The sequence below is a fragment of the Bradyrhizobium sp. SZCCHNS1022 genome (assembly GCF_032484835.1).
Taxonomy (GTDB): Bacteria; Pseudomonadota; Alphaproteobacteria; order Rhizobiales; family Xanthobacteraceae; genus Bradyrhizobium.
Genome location: NZ_JAUETT010000005.1, coordinates 385,907 through 402,402 on the forward strand (window position 1 = coordinate 385,907; position 16,496 = coordinate 402,402).

Below are 16,496 nucleotides of genomic sequence, written 5' to 3' on the forward strand. Positions count from 1 at the left end.
CTGCCAGGGAGCAAAGGCCAACATGGCATTGGGGCAAGTCTGTGAACGCAAGCACCAAATCGTGAGCGGCAACGGCGATCGCGAGCCACTGTGCTGATTCTGCAATACTCGCGGTGCGCGTGTGCCAATGAGGGTGACGTATTCGTCCTGTTCAGGGTAACATGTTGCAGCATGTGTCCCGACCGCCAGGGGCAACATTTCGCTGTGGACCGTGATTTGAGCCCTCTCTCCTACCGACCGGATATCGATTGTCTTCGAGCGTTCGCGGTCATTTCCGTGATCGCCTACCACTACGACATCTCGCCGTTCCGAAGCGGCTATGTCGGCGTGGACGTCTTCTTCGTGATCTCCGGCTTCTTGATCACGCGGATCATACGGGCCGAGGTTCTCGCCGGCACCTTCTCCTTCGCGAACTTCTATAAGCGACGGGCGCGCCGCATCCTGCCAGCCTCGTTCGCGATGCTTTGTACGGTGCTGGCCTGCTCCAGCGTCCTACTGCTGCCGCAGGATACGGTCTCCGTTGCGAAACAGGCGCTCGCCGTCGTGACCTTCTCCTCCAACATCCTGTTCTGGTCGCAGCAGGGTTATTTCGACGCAGCGGCCATCACCAAGCCGCTGCTGCACACCTGGTCGCTTGCGGTCGAAGAGCAGTACTATCTGCTCTTCCCGGCCGCCGCGGTCGCGGCCTTCGCGCTGCGCCGCTCGCTGACGCTGTTCGGCTTCGTGATCGCAGCGCTTGCATCCTTTGCCATCTGTGTCCTGCAAACACGGCTACAGCCGGCAGGCGCATTCTATCTGTTGCCGGCGCGCATTTGGGAATTCGCGCTTGGCGCACTGCTGGCCATCGAGGCATTGCCTGAGCCTCCCACGCAACGGCTGAGGATCGTAGCGGCCGCGCTCGGGTGGATTGCGCTTGGCGCGGCCGTCAACGTGTTCTCGCCGCGAACGCCCTATCCTGGACAAGCCGCATTGCTGCCTTGTCTCGCTACTGCCGCGGTGATCTGGGCCAATCCGGCGCCGAGCAAAGCCGTGCTGATGGTCACGAAGCCGATGATCACCGTCGGGCTCTGGTCCTACTCGCTGTATCTCTGGCACTGGCCGCTGTTGTCTCTGGTCTATGCAGTCTGGGGACCGCCGACGTCCGGTTTCGACAAGTTCGCACTCGTCGTCTGTTGCACGGCGCTTTCGGTCGCAAGCTACTATCTCGTCGAACGGCCCGCACGTCGGGCCGAGTGGCGCATCACATGGCGGGCGCTCGGCGCGACGGGCATTGCAGCCATCGCCTTTGCGGCCGCGATGATCTGGTCCGCCGGCCTGCCGTTCCGCTTCTCGCCACAGGAGCTGGCGATGGCGAGTTTCCTCGATTACGACTATCGACCGGTCTACGAAGATCGCTCCTGCTTCCTGGATCCAATCCAGACAGTCGAGGAGCTCTCGCCCTCGTGCATCGCGGCCGGCCCCAGGCCCAACGTTTTCGTATGGGGCGACAGCCACGCCGCGCACCTCACCCACGGCCTGCGACAAGCCCTCCCGCCAGGCAGCGTCCTGAGGGCAACCATGGCCCAATGCCTTCCCGCCATCAGCTACGGCCAGACGGAGCGATGCGCTGCCTTCAACCGCAAGGTTCCGGCCTTGATCCGCGAGATCAGGCCGGACGTCGTGTTGATTTCGGGCGGTTGGGCGCGCTCGGTCGAAGCTGAGGAAACACGCCGAAGCCTGCTCGCGGCGATTGCCTCGATCACCGCCTCCGGAAGCCGCGTCGTGCTGGTCGGCCCGAGTCTGCAATATGACACGGCCCTGCCGCGCCTCGTCGTGTCCGCAATGCACTTCGGCGCGGCGCCGGACAGTCATCTGCTCCCCTTCGTCGAGAGATCGGATGATATCCTGCGCAACATGCTCAAGGACGTGCCGCTGACGGAGTATGTGTCACCGTTCCGCCTCCTGTGCCCGCCAAACGCACCTTGCCCGGTCGTCGCGGCAGGGGCGCCGATCGCCTGGGACCAAGGTCATCTGACCGCGGAGGGCTCGGTGTTGCTCGCCAGGCGGATTGTGGACACATCGACGGCATTGCAGTCGGTCTTGGAACGGGCGCCAACGGCCGAGTCCCAATGAGGCTATTCGCCCGAGAGAACCTTGGCGAAGATGGCGCTGGCCCGCGCTCCCATCCGTTGCGCGCCGGCGACCGTGAAATGGCCGGCGTCCTGGAAGAGCCAGACATCATCGCTCACGACGGGACAGTCCTCGTCGCAATAGATCTCGGACGGCCTCAACAGCGTCACGTTCGTGTCGCTCGCCAGAGCCTTGCCCAAGGCCTCGTCGATGGCGCCCCCGTCCGCGATCGCCGCTTGCTTCGGTAGCGGCTCGCATGGCTTCGGCAGCCTGTGCCAGATCGGCCCGGGCATCATGCGCAAGCGATCAAAGCTGCAATCAACGGGCCGGACCTGCGCCCCGATCACAAGGAAACGGCGTCCCGGGCGGTCGAGAAAGCGGATGGTGGCGGCGACATGATCGGCCAGATCGGCGGCTGACATCGGGACATGCGCTCCGCTCAACATCTCAAGATAGACCTGCCAAGCCTGCCCGATCACCACGACCTCGGCCGGCGATTGCTTGACGCGCGCGAGCTCTCGGTCGCGATGCTCCGCGCATGTCTGCGCGCGCGGCCCTGGCAGGGTGACGTCAAGCAAGACGGGGCAGCCACCGATGGTCGAGGTGTGGCCCGCCATCGCACGTGCCTTCAGCGGGCCATCCAACGCAGCGACATATTGCTGCACAAAGGAATCCCCAACCAGTTCGAGCGAACGCGATCCGCTGGGATCGCCGAACGCGCAACTCACATCGGTTCTTTGCCGACAAACGTTCAACCCAAAACTCTGCAGCTTCAATAATGCAAGCCGGTCGGCCGGCATCCGCGACATGATGCCATCGGCTCTGAAGCTTCCATAGGTGATCGCCACGCAGGCGGCGATCACGACGCCGAATCCGGTTGCCTGCTTCCATCTTGCCAGCTGCAGCCGCCGCAGCGGCTGCTCGACTGTGAAGAACAGCAGAGCCGTGAGCGCCGCCATGACCGCAAGCTGGGCCGCGATCCCGCCTGGCGTTTCCGCCGGATCCCCGAAGATGAAGCGCGCGAAGAAGATCACCGGCCAGTGAACGAGATACAGCGAATAGGAGGCGCGCCCAATGGCAAGCACCGCTGGGTTGGCGAGCAGGCGAATCGGCCGATTGGCCGCGATGATCATCATGGTCGCAATGCACGGCGGCAACGCAGCGATCCCCGCGGCCTCCTGAAAGCGGCCGATCAAGAACAGGCTGCCGATCAGCACAACGTAGCCGGCGGCCGCAACGACGGCGCGCCCCACGGACGATTTGGCGAGCGGCCGCTCCAGCTGAATGGCAAGTGCCCCGAGCACGAATTCGAACACACGGAAGGGCGTCAGGAAGAACACCGCCCCGGGATCGCGCGGCAACCAGATGATGGCGGCCAGCAGCGACATCAGCCCGGTCAGCCCAATCGCGGGAAACGCGTAAGCAGTCCGGCTGAACAGAACCAGAAGCAGCGGCGAGACGAGATAGAACTGCTCCTCGGCCGATAGCGACCACAGATGCAGCAAAGCCAACTGGTCCGCCGTCGGCGCAAAATATTGGTTCGCCTCGCGCCAATATTGGATGTTGGAGATCGACAGCAGGCCGTGCGTTGCCTCTTTGGCGAGCTGGCGCAGGAACTCCGGCGCCAGAAAGAGCCAGCCCGCGACAAAGGTCAGCATGATGGTGGCGATCAAGGCCGGCAGGATCCGGCGCGCCCGCCGCAGGTAGAACTCGGCGAACGAGAACCGCTTCGCGGCGATGTCGCGCAGGATATGGCCGGTGATCAGATAGCCGGAGATGACGAAGAAGATGTCGACGCCGGCAAAGCCTGCTTCGAACCCGCTGATGCGCAGATGGAACAGCACGACGATGCCAACCGCGATCGCCCGCAGACCATCAATATCTGCCCGATACCAGCGTCCCACCGCCCACCACTGCGCATTACCGAGCGGTCGGTAAGCACATCAGGACACAAATGGCAATATCTGGATACAGTTGGCTCCATCAAGCCCGGCGGCTTGGCGGCGCCATTGCCGAGCAAGTTCGGCCAAATTTACCCGAGCCTACCGACATTCGGAGAACGGATTGTCCGAAAGGCTTGACTTGAGCTACCGGCGGGGTTGGTGGGGGAGGCAGGACTCGAACCTGCGAAGCCATGAGGCGGCTGATTTACAGTCAGCTCCCTTTGCCACTCGGGACACTCCCCCGTTTCAATGGCATCGGCGGCCTTCCGCAAAGAGCGGCGTTCGACCATCAGCGCCATAAAGACGGTAAGGCCGCGGGGGCCCTCAAAGCGGGCGCGCGCGGCCGGGGCCGTTATGGTCGAAGGCGGACCGCAAAGTCAACCAAGGGAATGGCAAATTTCCGGGTCCCACACTGCCAAATTGCCAGAATCTGGTCCGCATGACACAAGCCCTTTCATGAAAGAACGCGATCGAAAGCCCCCCGCCCGGCGCCCCGGTGGTAAACCAGCCGGCAAATCCTTCGGTAAACCCGGTGGTTTCGGCCGGCCGCCGGCGTGGCGCGAGCGCGGATCCGATCATGACGGGCCGGTGATCCTCTATGGCTGGCATACGGTGAGTTTGGCGCTCGCCAATCCGCAGCGCCGGATCCGCAAATTGTATCTGACCGAGAATGCCGCACGCCGGCTCGCCGAGGAACAGATCCCGACCCGGGTGACACCGGAGATCGTCCGCCCCAGCGAGATCGATCGCCAGCTCGGGCCTGATGCGGTGCATCAGGGTCTGCTTGCCGAAGCCGATCCCCTGCCCTCGCCCGATGTCGAGACCCTGGAAGCGGCCGGCATGGTCCTGGTCCTGGACCAGATCACCGATCCGCACAATGTCGGCGCCATTCTGCGCTCGGCCGCGGCGTTTGGGGTGAAGGCGATCGTCACCACCGCGCGGCACAGCCCGGAAGCAACCGGTGTGCTCGCAAAGTCCGCCTCCGGCGCATTGGAGCTCGTGCCGATCGTCACCGTGCAGAACCTCGCCCGCGCGCTGAGCCGACTGAACGAGCGCGGCTTCCAGACCGTCGGCCTGGACAGCGCAGGATCCGAGAAGCTCGCCGCGATCGAATTGCGCCAGCCGCTCGCGCTGGTGCTCGGCGCCGAAGGCAAGGGCCTGCGGCAGCTGACCCGCGAGACCTGCAGCGTGGTGGTGCGGCTCGACCTGCCGGGCGACATCAAGAGCCTCAACGTCTCCAACGCCGCAGTGCTGGCGCTTTACATCGGCGCCAGCCAGCTTGGACTCATGTCCTGAACCGCAACACGCCCGCCCGCGGGCACCGAACCTCGCGCATCCGCGATCAGTCGTAGCGGCGCAGCACCGGGCGGCCTTGATAGTACCGCGAATAGCCCCAACGATACGCCCTGTGGTGGCGGTAGCCGTAAACGGCGGGGCCGGAGACGCCGGCGCCGTGATAGTAGTGCCGGTAGCCATAACCATAGGCCGGCAGCGCACTCTCCCTGTAGGCCGGATAGGGCGCGAAGGCGCCCGGGCCGCTGTAGGTCGGGCCCTGATTCACGTAGTAATATTGGGTGGTCGGCTCGACCAGGCGCTCATAGCGCGCGCCGCAGGCGCCGCAGCCGGAGTAAGTGTAGGTATAGGTCGGCTGATAAGTATAGGCGGGCTGATAGACGTAAGCCGGCGCACAGGGAGCGTAAGCAGTGCACGCCCCGCAGGTCGTAAATCCGCAGGCCGCCGCGGGCGCTGTGCCCACGACAGCAAGGCCAAGAACGGCAACAAGTCCTGAAATCGTTTGACGCATTACTCTCTCCTGTCGATCAGTTTTTTATTGATCTCGTTTTATTGGTCTCGAGCCCTCGCCGTTACCGGCGATAGTCCATCGGCGGGCCGCCGAAATCGCGATGGCCCTCAGGCGGCGCCAGGATCACCGCAGGTGGATACATCGGCACCTCCGGCTGCGGCGGCTGCATCATGGATTGGGCGCCCCATGATCGATGATAGCTCTCTGCCGGCTTCGGCAATTTGCGGTTGGCCGGCGGCTCGATCTCCATCCGTCCATAGCCCGGCTTGGAGCCGAGGCTCGGATAATAGTGGCCGACCTGCGGCTCGGAATCGACATAGCGGCCGCCATAGATGGTGGGCTGCATCTGATAACCGCGGCCAAGCCCGAATTGCCCTTCGACCACGGCGTAGGATGCATCGATGCCGTTGATGATGATCGGCACACCCGGGCGCATCGGCCTGATGATCTCGAACCCTTCGCTGGCGAAGGATGCGGAGGCCGTTCCGATCAGAATGGCCAAAGCCATGGTAAAACGCATAGAGTTCACGTCCCGGTTGTCCTGTTCAAATTACCTCAATGGCCGCCGATAAGGGTTAAGGGCGCACCTCGATCTTGCGGTAAGCCTAACGCGCGGGCATTCCTCCCGGGTTAATGCCGCCGACTATCGCTGCCGCCCCATTTTCCATGTTGGTGAGAAGCGGCTGTGACGCGTGCGCACGCCGAAATCGCAAACGGTGCGGCCATCGCCGCCAACAGCGCGACCATCCCGATCGTCGATCCCACACCGAGCACCCAGCAGCGCGCCGCGCGGATGAGAGACGGTGGCATTCGCAATCTCTCACGACGGTTTGAAGAAGCCGGAGAGATATCCAGGAACCCCAGTCCGATGTTGCGCTTAGCTGGCGGGGCACAACGACGGAGTATTCCATGAACAAGATCGCTACTGTCGGGGTGGCGGCAGCGCTTGCGACGGCATTGTCAGGTCCCGCGCTCGCCAAGCACGTCAAAGGACACCGCAACATCGTGCGCGAGCAGACCATGCCGCAGCAGGCCGATGCCGGCTGGAACAACAACGGTTGGGATCGCCGCAACAGCGGTTTCTGGCCGGTCGATGTCGCCGCCGGCGCAGTCGGCACGGCTGCCGGAGTCGCAGGCGCTGCGGTCGGAACTGCCGGCGCGATCGCCACCGCTCCATTCCGCGCGGCCGACGCTTACGCCTATGACCCGGGACCCTATCACTACAGCCAGCCAGCCTTTGACCGCGGCCCGACGGGCTATTATGGCAACTGGGACAGTTATGCCACCCGCAACGGGCTGGCCTGCCGTCCCGGCACGATGTTCAAGGGCAGTGATGGGGTGATGCACCTCTGCCAGTGACGAGGGGCCGGCACGAGCCATCAAGCGTCTCGGCCAGGGGCGACCTTAGGGTCGTCCCTTTGTTGCGGCCCACGCCCGATTGCGGACGGGAGTAGCCTCGCCAGGGCAACTCTGATAGGAACGGCGCCGCTGCCCGCCTCTGCCAGCGCAAGCTGGCTTCCGGAAGGCGGCGCGATCCTGACGATGCGTTCGCCGGCTTAGCTCAGCGGTAGAGCAGCGGTTTTGTAAACCGAAGGTCGGGGGTTCAATCCCCTCAGCCGGCACCATCCTGTTCATCCGCTGCCATCAACGAAAATCCACAGCCATCCGAAAGCAAAGCACAGTCAATGGCGTAGCTATCTGACGCCACCGAAATGCTACCAAATCCCTGCGATGGCATTTGATGACAAGCCTGGGTGACGGCCCAGATGACGGTACGAGACTGCCCGCGTTGACCGCGCTCCGACCGGGCGAGTTGCGTCAGTTGCGACGGAGCTGGGTTAGTGCACACGACAACGCCCCAGCCATTTCGCTGCCGGCCGAAATCATGAAGATGCGTCGGCCGCGCGTGTGCCCCTCAACAGCCAAGCGGTCGCCATCCCCGGCGAGTTGCGCGAGCTGACCGGCAGAAGCGAGTTCGTGTTTCCGTCCTCGCGGTCACACATGCGGCCGATGAGCAAAGGCACCCTTGGCGCGGCACGCCGCGGCTTGGGTATTGAGGGCTCCACTTTGCCACATTCGTTGGGCTTCGCCGCCCTGCAAGCCCGTCTCTGGGATGTCAAGCTTGCCGCACAGTCTCCACTTCATGGCGACGCATTATGCCATCCAAATTGGACAGGCGCTCATAGACAGCGCGCGCCGCATGTCGCGCACCTTCGTGTTTATAGGCATCAGCCAGTTCCAGCAGGCTCCCTTCCGCCTCCATCGCCTGGGCGGTCCCGTAATGGTCTTCCGACAACATCCAATACATCTCCATCGCCTGCCACAAACAACCTTCATGGCGGTACCGGTGCGCCATGGCCAAGAGATCATCGAGGCTGCGGTGGATCGTGTCCGATCGGCGTTCTTGCCAAAGAGCGATCTGCCGTGGCGATTGTTCAAGCTCCATAGCCTCCTCCTTCTGTCAGGACGTTGGTCGAACCGTCAAAAAGCAGGACAACCTTACATGATAGTCTTGCACCGTAGCAACCTTTCGTAAGGTCGCATTTTGTTGCACCTTGTTGCGCTCTGTGCGCAGGCGGGCTGGGCTTAATCTACAAAGGATAAGGCGCGACAAGGGGTTCTCGCAGGAGGAGCTTGCGCACTGGGCACGCGTCCACCAAACCTGTTTGTCAGGCGTAGAGGACGGCAAGCGCAATCCATCGATCGGCGTTTTGGAACGTGTCGTGGCTGCGTTGGGCGTCGGCACGGAAGAGCCATTTCGTCGGCCGCGCGCCGAACGACGATAGCTCCAGGCGTCCTCGAAGGTGCGTCCGCCCGAAAGAGAGGCGAGTAGACTGCTGCCCCTTTATCTGAGGGACTGAATCTGAGGGATCGAAGCCCCCTGCACTGATATGCTGAGGTGCGCGCTGATCAGCGCGAGCGCATTGACGACTATCTGGGGTGGACCAATGCCGCACGAGACCACCACCATCACCAAAGACGTATGGGCGGCCTTCTCTCCTTGACCCGCGGGGACATTCGATTGGCGTGATGGCGGCGGTCGAGCCCAACTCGCCGGCTCCTTTGCTAGCGCCGTCGATTGTCGCTCCGCCAACACTTCCGGGCTGGTGCTAGCGATCCCGGTCAGCGCGTTCGATGGCGCCAGGCTTGTCGACCTGCCGGCCCTTCGAGGCGCTTGCTACCGAGATGACGTCCGAACCTGACGCCGGACGTTTGGCCAAGGCGGGCTCGGGCGACCGCTAGCGGCACCAGCCAACCTCGCGCTATTTCTCCGCGAACCGGGTCGACGAGCCCTCTCCCGGCCAGCTTCGTTCATCAGCGGGCATCAGTCCCATCTGCACGGCATCTTTGCGGGAGATCATGGGCGCCATCGCCGTCTCGACGGCCTGGCATGGCGCAAAGAGTGCAGTGACCGAAGCCGCAGATGGGGACGGACACGAGTCGGCGATCTTGGTCGAATGGACCGCCCACCCGGCGCCAGCAGCAACCGCGGCGACGGCGATGGCTGCAACAATGCTCTGTCTCATGGCGACGCTCCTCATCGCCCCCACTCGGAGAACCCAATGCCCCGCTGCGAGTTCCATAGATGTCGCCGCGGCCGCACGGCAGGGCAACTCGAACGCCAAATCCGCGACACTACCGCGCTCGCATCTTCGTGGCCGTTGCAGTCGGCTGGTGCGGCGCGGCCCATTCGGGGTCGGCGACGGGGCCTGTGGGATCGCCGGTCGGCCCGAGCAATTGGCCAGGCGCCGCGTCTCGCGTCTGGGTCCAGCTTTGGGTGGCGCAAAATAGCCCGAGCAGACAGCCCTTCACGGCCAATCGGCCCGGGCTGTCGCGCCAGACCGAGACGCCGTAGGTTTTGCCGTCCTCGGCATTGTACACCTCGCCGGCGTAGCGGCCGTCGGCGGTTGGCTTGAGACCGAGCAGTATCTGATGGCCGAGCAGCGCCCGCGGCCGCTTGGCCGGATCAGGATTGAGCCGATCGCGGAATGGCTGACCTCTGCTGTCCACCAGCTCCTTCATCCAGACGATGTAGCCGCAGATGCGCTCGGGCGCGGCGCCGCAACGTTCCAACCGCACCCGGGCGCGGCCATCTTCAGTCAGCCAAGTGCCGCCGGGGTCGCTGACGGTCGCGGCCTGGCCTCGTCCTTCGGCCACCGAGAGCAGCATGCTCAGGGCAAGACGCAGGACCACACGCAGCAGGAATCTTATTTTCACCTCGATCGACCTCGTCCTTGTGTCCGCCTCGAGCCATGCGCTGCCTCGCATGCGCTCACCTGAGCTGGGCGAGGAGCGCATCGGCCCCCTTGTCGACGCCCGCCTCCGCAGCTGCGAGCGCACCGACACTGGCCTGGATGTCGTAGGGACTGGGGTATTGCTTGCTGACGAAGGCACTCAGGAGCCGCCCGCTCGGCGCGTCGAGAATCTCGACCACGTAGAACACCGATCCGGTCAGCAGCCCCTCGCCGTCGCGCGCGGTCTGCACGCCGTTATAGACCGCACCTGCCAGATCGAAGCGCGACATGGTCCCCAACACGGGCGTGTTGGTCACCGCACCGGTCAAGGTGAGCCGCACGCGCAACGTGTTCGGCTGGCGCTGGCTCACGGTCGCAAAGCGCGTACTCAGTCGCTCCAGAAAACGCGCCCGCATATAGGTGGCGAGCTTCACCTTGTCCTGCTCGGGCATATCGCCGAATTGGTGGTCGCGGCCGCGATAGATCACGACCGGATCCAGCATGACCTTGTCGTAACCGCGCCAATCGACCGGCGCAGCGTAGCGATACGGCACCCGTCCCGAGGTATCGGATGCGTTCGGTGCGAGGTAATGCGCCGATGCCACTTCAGAATAGGCCACCGGGGTGACGCTATTGCATCCTGCCACGGCGGCGGACCACAGCAGCGCCAGGACGCTGCGGGTCCGGATTGGACCTTTCATCTTCCCTCCAAAACGCGAGATGGCCCCTGCGGCAGCATCCTGATGCGCTGCATCATAAAACCGACTAGACGGTTTGTAAAGTGCCAGAGAAGATGCCGGTTGTGTTTGGCTGCAGCACACGGGGCTCCGATCAGGCGCCCCAGCTCGCAACCATTGAGCCAAGAGGCCTCAGGAGGCTGACGTCTGCTCCAGGGCGGTCCACTGGGTGTCGTCCGCCAGGCGGCCGAACAGCCGTTCCATCTCCTCGTCCGCAATGGGGGAGATCCGCAGCATCGCCATCAACGCCAGGCCGCGCGCCGCCGCCCAACGCAGGACTGCAAGGTCCGGATCGGATGCTTCCGCCCTGATCTCGGCGACTCGCTCAGCGTCTCCAGCGCGCGCGTCCGCCAGCAGCCCTGGATCCTGGGCCAAGGCGCCCAGCATCGCCTGGGCGACTGAGAATTGCTGCGCGATCAGCTCACGCGAGGTCGCGATCTGCGTCGCGAGCTCGGGCTGTTTCGTGGCGCCGGCCGTCTTGCGCCTGAACTCTTTGGAGAACTCGCCGAAATGAACGAACTGCTGCTCGAGCAGCGCCCTCAATACCGCTTCCTTGTTGCGGAACTGATGCATCAAGCCGCCCTTGCTCAAGCCGCTCTCGCGCGCGATGGCGTCCAGGGTCAGCCGCCCCGGCCCGTCGCGTGCGATGATGGTGAGAGCAGCCGATAAAGCCGCTTTGCGCGACCGTTCAGAACGGGAAGGATTATCCATGATCCGGCTTGGAGAAATGGCGGGGCATTCACGACCTCGCACTTGATGGAAGCGAGCTTGGCTCGTCAAGACACCAGAGAGCCGCCGTGCATTGTGCGTCCCAGCGCGGTTTGGAACTATTCCGACGCGAGCGTGTTCAGCTGGGCTGGTGATCGTTGGGGGCGCAATCGGGACGGGAATGCGGCAGTCATACTACCCCATTTCATCCGCAACATTCATTCATCCCCAGAACTCACTGGCCCGGCTACTTGATCTGGGCCGAAGACTTTGCTGCAATCACAGCGCGAGACTGAGGGGTAAAGCGCCATGGGGTGGAAAGAGGAACGCGACGCCTTGATTGCGCAGACGTTGGCTTTCGTCGAGCAGGTCACGGGCAAACCCGTCGATTTTGCCCAGTTGGCTCCCCCTTCGATACCTGTCAGCGCCCCCCATCAGCCATCGGCGGCACCGGTGTCGACCCCGCCGCAGTCCGGCGCAGGCGGGAGCGAGCCCGCTGGGTCCGAGTCCGCCTCTGCCCCGGCCGAACAGGACATCCTCGCTGTAGAGGGATCTGTTGAGCTAAGCGCAGCAAATGATGCGGGCGAAGCGGTGTCTTCATCATCGGCACCGGAGCCGGATAGCTCCAACCCATCCGAATTCGCTCCGGTCGCGGACGAAGGACCGGCTGCCGGCTCGTTCCGGGCCACGCCCTTCAAAAGCACGCCTTCCCCTGCCCTTACCGCACAACTCGGCATTCAGCGGAACATGCAGGACGAAATCCGTGCCCGCATCGCGAGCTTTCGCGCCCATCAGGAGCGCTTCAACCGAGAGCGCCAGGAATATTTCACAACGACCTTGGCGCGGCTGCGCGCGTCGATCGAGCAGACCTCGCGGAACGACAACAAATAGCGCGACGCTTTGCGCGAGACCGTCTCTGGCGTTCGGGAGACCGAATGGATGAAAGCGATCGCCCTAACGCGCAGATAGCCAAGCGCAAAGCAGCGCCACATTGGCCGCCAAAGCCACCAGCAGCCCGAAGGCGAGCGTCAGCTGTATTCGCCCGCAAAAGATGTGGAGGTCGGTCCCCATGGGGTTAACCATCCGGCGATTCTAGGCGATGAGTCCCAGAGATTCTTTTTTCCAAAATTTAGGACTCGTTTACGACTCGCCGAACTGGAAATCGCCGCTTTCCTGCCCAAGCCCCGCCTGCGTCTCGGCGCAAGCTTTGTTCATCCTCGGTTCATCTTGAGTCGACCGGAGCCGTTCAGAATGCCCTACGCGCTGTTTTGCAACGAAGCCAAGTTGAGCAAGGCCTATCCGACCGAGGCCGACGTCTGGAGACTGGCCCGGCAAAGCGGACTTGTGGTTGACGTCACGACCGGTACGCGTCGCTCTGACGTCCACCTCTGTCTCGACAACGACTACGAGATCAGGCCCTGTGCCGTCGAGCCGGAAGAAGATCCGTGGCAGAATTGCGCAGAGGCCGAGCAGCAGCTGCCGCTCCACATCCCGTTTTCGTCCTGAGCGCTGCTTCGTCCGGAGCGCTGCGACCCCGCCCCCTGGGAGGAATGCTCCGGGGAGATCCAGGGGAGAATAGAAGAGACACTTCAACCGCCCCCGGACAGCACAGGCTGTCCGCGGTCGATCCACCGCAGCGGTCGCTCGCCTTACGGCGTCGCCGTGGCCAGCGACGCCTGCTCGGCAGGAAGCGCGACGCATGTCCGCTTGCGGCTCAGGCCGCGGATGACGCCGGTCACCTTCAGCACCTTGCCCGGCGGGCACGATGCGTTCTGGACGAACGCGACCTCATAGGGCGCCAGCATCAGCGGCTCGGACTTGAGAATGGTTTGGGCAGAGCACGGCAAGGCTGCCGCGGACAACAACAGCACCGACACCAAAATACGCATGGGGGATGATCCATCAGACCGGCGGCCCCATAATAACCGATCGTCGGCTAAAGTTTCACGAAGCTTTGAAAAAATTTTTGCAGCGGCGAAGGAAGCCCGCCGTGACGTGGGCAAATAGCGACAGCAAAACGCCCGCGAGGGTCGCGGGCGTGAGCAATTTCCTGGCTTAGGCGTCGAGCCGGAGGACCCAGCAGCCGTCGTGACAATCAGTACTTGCTGGCAACCGGGCCGCCCCATCCGAAGCGGTAGTTCACCCCGACCTTGACCGTGTGCTCGTCGCTGTTGAAGCGGCTGCCGACGATCGGCGCAGGACCGCCCGTGAAGGTCGTATTGCCGAAATTGTAATACTGATACTCGGCCTTTGCCGACCAGTTCGGCGCGAACATGTATTCGAGGCCGCCACCGACGGTGTAGCCGTCCTTGTGGTTGCCGTTGGTGGTAAAGGCCGCAGGGATGCCTGCCACCGAGACGCCAAGGCCATTGCCGTCACGCCAGGCATAGCCGCCCTTGGCGTAGAGCAGCGCTGGTCCCCAGGTGTAGCCGATCCGGCCGGTCACCGAGCCGAGTTGGTTGGCACCGGTCGAGGTGACCACGGTCGCGCCGGGGAAACCGAAATTGGTCGTGTTCCGGTCCATCCAGCTGTACTGAGCCTCGATGCCGAGCACCCAGTTCGGCGCGAACTGATAATCGAAGCCGCCCTGCACACCGCCCAGGAAACGGCCGTTATTGCCTTCCAGGCTGTTGCTCTGCGAGAAGGCGCCGCCGAGATGGCCGCCGATATAGAAGCCGGTCCAGTTATAGATCGCCTGCGGCGGGGCATAGACAGGCGCCTTGTTATAGGTGCGCGCAGGCATGTCGGCGGCGAAAGCCGGGGCCGCCAAGGCCGACAACGCGACAGCACTTAACAAAACTCGTTTCATCGAAAGTCCCCGTTATTCAGTTGCGACATCTATCGAACATCGTGGCCGCATTTGGGTTGCCCGATGGCGCTGACGCAGCTGTGAATGGGCGGCGTCTGTCACCCCCGGGCAACAAAGGCCTTTTGTTCCATAGGCTTCCCGAATTTTTCGTGAAGCGCGCCCTGCCACAGGTTTGGTCCGGCAAAGGCGGGATTTGTTCAACCCCTCCTTTAATTGTGATGCGTGGTGGGCGAGCGCAAGGAGCGCCCCCGAGAACGAGGCAAGCCTCGACAGCCAAGGATGGCTCGCGTTAGAGCCCGGCCCTAGCGGGTCATGGCCGCCAGTTCCGGGAAGGGCGCAAAGGTAACGCCGGCACAGAGTTCCCCGGCATTCTCGACCACCCGGTCGAGCCGTCCGTCGACATAGACGATGGCCCGGTCGCTCGATGGACCATAGGAACCGTCGGTGTCGCGGGCGGAATATCGCAGACAGCTGACGTAGCGCAGCCTGCCGCCGACGGTCCGCTGCACCGGCTCGGCCATCGCCGTGTCCTGCAGACCGACCGGGTTGTTCAAATAGGTCCGCATGAACGCCAGGATCTCGGCGCGGTAATTGTTCGGGAACGGCTGGCTGGAAATCCCGCGGTCGCTGGTAAACGAAAGCGTGTTGCTGCTGTCCCCGTCGGTGATACAGGCCGCAAGCAGCAGCGGCAACAGCAGCACCAAAGCCCTCGGCGATATCACCTGGCTCGCCCCGTTCAAGACTGAGATTCGTCGCCCGGCGTTCTAAACAATCCGCGACGCAAAGGAAATCGGTTCTGATCGAAGCCCCCCGCCTCTGTCGGGCGCACATGCTGTGCGCCCGACGACAGACCCCAACTCTTCATGGTTGGCCGAAGCTAGTCGATCTCAGCCGCGGCGGGCTGTCGGCGACACCGGCCTGAAACTGACCTTCGGCATGGCCTTGTGGCTGGTCTTGTTGAAGCCGACCTTGGCCTTCGGCGCGCCGTGCACCTTCATCGAAGCCCGCATCGCATTCACCTTCTTGTGATGACGATGGGCGTAATGCCGATGCGCGCGGTGCTGGCGGGTCACCTTGGTCGGATTGGCTTGCGACTTCGCGACAGTCGAGTTCACGCCGCCGGTCTTCGCTGCCCCGGCATTGGCCGTACCGGTGGTGAGCTGGGTGTTCGGCGCGGTCTGGGTTTGAGTCTGAGCCTGACCGGATTTGGGGGACACGTCCGTCTTCGCGCGGCCGGCGGCAACGGCGGGCGCAGCCAGGATCGATGCGGCGAGCAGTGCAACTGACATCTTCTTCAGCATGGTCATCTCCTTCGGATGGATCTGAGAGGGACCGGCCCGATCAGCCGGCCTCATCGATCATGCAAAGGAGCGTAAGGCGCCTGCACTGAACCCATCCTGAAGCGGGTTTCAGCCTAGCGTTCATGTTGATGACTGACTTGTTACCTAAATGACCGCCCTGTCACCTTCCCGCCGGTATAATGCACAGATCGCGGCGCAAAATCCGCGCAAATAGCCGGGAATATTTCCGCGCTGCGAAGGTTCATGTCGCAGTTGTTACCGTTGGATCGCCAATCGAACTCGGGAGAGATGAATGAATAAGTCTGCGATCAGGATTGCCACGCTGGCGCTGTTCTCGATGGCCGTGGCCTCCGGGCCGCTGCTGCTGTCGAAGGCGTACGCGGCGGGCAGCGACACCCCGTCGGCGCCGCCGGCTTCTGATTCGACGAAGAGCAAGAAGAAGGGCGACAAGAGCTCGAGCATCGAGGATCCGAAATTCCTTGCCGCCTATCGTACGGCCTACACCACGATCTACGACCGCGGCGATTACGCCTCGGCGATCGAGCAACTCAAGGCGTTGCATCGGGAAGACGTTGCCGACGTTGCCAACCTGATCGGCTACTCCTACCGCAAGCTCGGCAACTACGAGGCCTCCAAGCAGTACTACGAACAGGCGCTGGCGGACGATCCGAACCACGTCCGCACCTGGCAGTATTTCGGCTTGTGGCAGCTCGAACAGGGCAACCGCGAACAGGCGCAGTATCACCTGGGCAAGGTGGCGCAGCTCGCCGGCACCAACAGCTACGAATATCGCTCGCTGGCGGCCGCCCTCGAAAAGCAGCCGGGCACCGGCCTCGTCTACTAAGCGCCG

At 63.3% G+C, this 16,496-nt stretch carries 19 protein-coding genes and 2 tRNA genes; 8 read left to right on the forward strand and 13 right to left on the reverse strand.

Features of this window, described 5'->3' with window-relative positions; all coding sequences use genetic code 11:
* The first annotated feature begins 216 nt into the window (after positions 1-216).
* Positions 217-2,112 (forward strand): acyltransferase family protein, encoded by a 1,896-nt coding sequence (locus QX071_RS27185; RefSeq protein ID WP_315705139.1) that lies wholly within the window; start codon positions 217-219, stop codon positions 2,110-2,112.
* Between the two features lie 2 nt (positions 2,113-2,114).
* Here the strand turns inward: QX071_RS27185 and QX071_RS27190 are convergent, their stop codons facing one another.
* A complete protein-coding gene (locus tag QX071_RS27190) occupies positions 2,115-4,013 on the reverse strand; it encodes an acyltransferase family protein (RefSeq protein ID WP_315705138.1) in 1,899 nt (632 codons plus the stop codon).
* Between the two features lie 196 nt (positions 4,014-4,209).
* A tRNA-Tyr gene (locus QX071_RS27195) sits at positions 4,210-4,295 on the reverse strand.
* A gap of 213 nt (positions 4,296-4,508) precedes the next feature.
* Between QX071_RS27195 and rlmB the strand changes: the two genes are divergently transcribed.
* On the forward strand, positions 4,509-5,348 hold the full coding sequence (gene rlmB, locus QX071_RS27200) for a 23S rRNA (guanosine(2251)-2'-O)-methyltransferase RlmB (protein ID WP_315705137.1): 840 nt from the start codon (positions 4,509-4,511) through the stop codon (positions 5,346-5,348).
* A 46-nt stretch (positions 5,349-5,394) separates the two neighbouring features.
* On the opposite strand, the gene QX071_RS27205 is transcribed toward rlmB, so the two are convergent.
* Positions 5,395-5,856, reverse strand: coding sequence for a hypothetical protein (locus tag QX071_RS27205; protein WP_315705136.1), 462 nt, complete (start codon positions 5,854-5,856; stop codon positions 5,395-5,397).
* A 61-nt stretch (positions 5,857-5,917) separates the two neighbouring features.
* Positions 5,918-6,376, reverse strand: a complete 459-nt coding sequence (locus QX071_RS27210; protein WP_315705469.1) for a hypothetical protein — start codon at positions 6,374-6,376, stop codon at positions 5,918-5,920.
* 389 nt (positions 6,377-6,765) lie between these two features.
* Between QX071_RS27210 and QX071_RS27215 the strand changes: the two genes are divergently transcribed.
* Positions 6,766-7,215 (forward strand): hypothetical protein, encoded by a 450-nt coding sequence (locus tag QX071_RS27215; protein WP_315705135.1) that lies wholly within the window; start codon positions 6,766-6,768, stop codon positions 7,213-7,215.
* A 191-nt stretch (positions 7,216-7,406) separates the two neighbouring features.
* Positions 7,407-7,481, forward strand: a tRNA-Thr gene (locus QX071_RS27220).
* Positions 7,482-7,972: 491 nt separating this feature from the next.
* Here the strand turns inward: QX071_RS27220 and QX071_RS27225 are convergent.
* Positions 7,973-8,302: a hypothetical protein gene (locus QX071_RS27225; RefSeq protein ID WP_315705134.1), complete on the reverse strand. Its 330-nt coding sequence runs from the start codon at positions 8,300-8,302 to the stop codon at positions 7,973-7,975.
* A 121-nt stretch (positions 8,303-8,423) separates the two neighbouring features.
* On the opposite strand from QX071_RS27225, the gene QX071_RS27230 reads away from it, so the two are divergent.
* On the forward strand, positions 8,424-8,642 hold the full coding sequence (locus tag QX071_RS27230; protein ID WP_315705468.1) for a helix-turn-helix transcriptional regulator: 219 nt from the start codon (positions 8,424-8,426) through the stop codon (positions 8,640-8,642).
* A 477-nt stretch (positions 8,643-9,119) separates the two neighbouring features.
* On the opposite strand, the gene QX071_RS27235 is transcribed toward QX071_RS27230, so the two are convergent.
* From QX071_RS27235 to QX071_RS27250, 4 genes are all read right to left on the reverse strand, one after another.
* On the reverse strand, positions 9,120-9,383 hold the full coding sequence (locus QX071_RS27235) for a hypothetical protein (protein WP_315705133.1): 264 nt from the start codon (positions 9,381-9,383) through the stop codon (positions 9,120-9,122).
* 109 nt (positions 9,384-9,492) lie between these two features.
* Positions 9,493-10,068, reverse strand: coding sequence for a DUF2147 domain-containing protein (locus QX071_RS27240; RefSeq protein ID WP_315705467.1), 576 nt, complete (start codon positions 10,066-10,068; stop codon positions 9,493-9,495).
* Between the two features lie 61 nt (positions 10,069-10,129).
* Positions 10,130-10,792, reverse strand: a complete 663-nt coding sequence (locus QX071_RS27245) for a DUF3313 domain-containing protein (protein ID WP_315705132.1) — start codon at positions 10,790-10,792, stop codon at positions 10,130-10,132.
* 168 nt (positions 10,793-10,960) lie between these two features.
* Positions 10,961-11,539, reverse strand: a complete 579-nt coding sequence (locus QX071_RS27250; RefSeq protein WP_315705131.1) for a TetR/AcrR family transcriptional regulator — start codon at positions 11,537-11,539, stop codon at positions 10,961-10,963.
* Between the two features lie 306 nt (positions 11,540-11,845).
* On the opposite strand from QX071_RS27250, the gene QX071_RS27255 reads away from it, so the two are divergent.
* Positions 11,846-12,427, forward strand: coding sequence for a hypothetical protein (locus QX071_RS27255; protein ID WP_315705130.1), 582 nt, complete (start codon positions 11,846-11,848; stop codon positions 12,425-12,427).
* Positions 12,428-12,787: 360 nt separating this feature from the next.
* Complete coding sequence (locus tag QX071_RS27260) at positions 12,788-13,042, forward strand: hypothetical protein (protein ID WP_315705129.1); 255 nt, start codon at positions 12,788-12,790, stop codon at positions 13,040-13,042.
* A 143-nt stretch (positions 13,043-13,185) separates the two neighbouring features.
* Here the strand turns inward: QX071_RS27260 and QX071_RS27265 are convergent, their stop codons facing one another.
* The 4 genes from QX071_RS27265 to QX071_RS27280 form a co-directional block, all read right to left on the reverse strand.
* On the reverse strand, positions 13,186-13,425 hold the full coding sequence (locus QX071_RS27265; protein WP_315705128.1) for a hypothetical protein: 240 nt from the start codon (positions 13,423-13,425) through the stop codon (positions 13,186-13,188).
* Between the two features lie 206 nt (positions 13,426-13,631).
* On the reverse strand, positions 13,632-14,345 hold the full coding sequence (locus tag QX071_RS27270) for a porin family protein (RefSeq protein WP_315705127.1): 714 nt from the start codon (positions 14,343-14,345) through the stop codon (positions 13,632-13,634).
* A 302-nt stretch (positions 14,346-14,647) separates the two neighbouring features.
* Complete coding sequence (locus tag QX071_RS27275; RefSeq protein WP_409977523.1) at positions 14,648-15,049, reverse strand: hypothetical protein; 402 nt, start codon at positions 15,047-15,049, stop codon at positions 14,648-14,650.
* A 183-nt stretch (positions 15,050-15,232) separates the two neighbouring features.
* Complete coding sequence (locus tag QX071_RS27280; protein WP_315705126.1) at positions 15,233-15,646, reverse strand: hypothetical protein; 414 nt, start codon at positions 15,644-15,646, stop codon at positions 15,233-15,235.
* Positions 15,647-15,938: 292 nt separating this feature from the next.
* On the opposite strand from QX071_RS27280, the gene QX071_RS27285 reads away from it, so the two are divergent.
* Entirely contained in the window at positions 15,939-16,490 is a 552-nt protein-coding gene (locus tag QX071_RS27285) for a tetratricopeptide repeat protein (protein ID WP_315705125.1), read from the forward strand.
* Positions 16,491-16,496: the final 6 nt, after the last annotated feature.

What these genes read in the sequence shown, in the direction of transcription:
- rlmB (WP_315705137.1), top strand. Translation starts at nt 4,509, where the DNA reads ATGAAAGAACGCGATCGAAAGCCCCCCGCCCGGCGCCCCGGTGGTAAA.
- QX071_RS27205 (WP_315705136.1), bottom strand. Translation starts at nt 5,856, where the DNA reads ATGCGTCAAACGATTTCAGGACTTGTTGCCGTTCTTGGCCTTGCTGTC.
- QX071_RS27210 (WP_315705469.1), bottom strand. Translation starts at nt 6,376, where the DNA reads ATGCGTTTTACCATGGCTTTGGCCATTCTGATCGGAACGGCCTCCGCA.
- QX071_RS27215 (WP_315705135.1), top strand. Translation starts at nt 6,766, where the DNA reads ATGAACAAGATCGCTACTGTCGGGGTGGCGGCAGCGCTTGCGACGGCA.
- QX071_RS27225 (WP_315705134.1), bottom strand. Translation starts at nt 8,302, where the DNA reads ATGGAGCTTGAACAATCGCCACGGCAGATCGCTCTTTGGCAAGAACGC.
- QX071_RS27235 (WP_315705133.1), bottom strand. Translation starts at nt 9,383, where the DNA reads ATGAGACAGAGCATTGTTGCAGCCATCGCCGTCGCCGCGGTTGCTGCT.
- QX071_RS27245 (WP_315705132.1), bottom strand. Translation starts at nt 10,792, where the DNA reads ATGAAAGGTCCAATCCGGACCCGCAGCGTCCTGGCGCTGCTGTGGTCC.
- QX071_RS27250 (WP_315705131.1), bottom strand. Translation starts at nt 11,539, where the DNA reads ATGGATAATCCTTCCCGTTCTGAACGGTCGCGCAAAGCGGCTTTATCG.
- QX071_RS27255 (WP_315705130.1), top strand. Translation starts at nt 11,846, where the DNA reads ATGGGGTGGAAAGAGGAACGCGACGCCTTGATTGCGCAGACGTTGGCT.
- QX071_RS27260 (WP_315705129.1), top strand. Translation starts at nt 12,788, where the DNA reads ATGCCCTACGCGCTGTTTTGCAACGAAGCCAAGTTGAGCAAGGCCTAT.
- QX071_RS27265 (WP_315705128.1), bottom strand. Translation starts at nt 13,425, where the DNA reads ATGCGTATTTTGGTGTCGGTGCTGTTGTTGTCCGCGGCAGCCTTGCCG.
- QX071_RS27270 (WP_315705127.1), bottom strand. Translation starts at nt 14,345, where the DNA reads ATGAAACGAGTTTTGTTAAGTGCTGTCGCGTTGTCGGCCTTGGCGGCC.
- QX071_RS27280 (WP_315705126.1), bottom strand. Translation starts at nt 15,646, where the DNA reads ATGCTGAAGAAGATGTCAGTTGCACTGCTCGCCGCATCGATCCTGGCT.
- QX071_RS27285 (WP_315705125.1), top strand. Translation starts at nt 15,939, where the DNA reads ATGAATAAGTCTGCGATCAGGATTGCCACGCTGGCGCTGTTCTCGATG.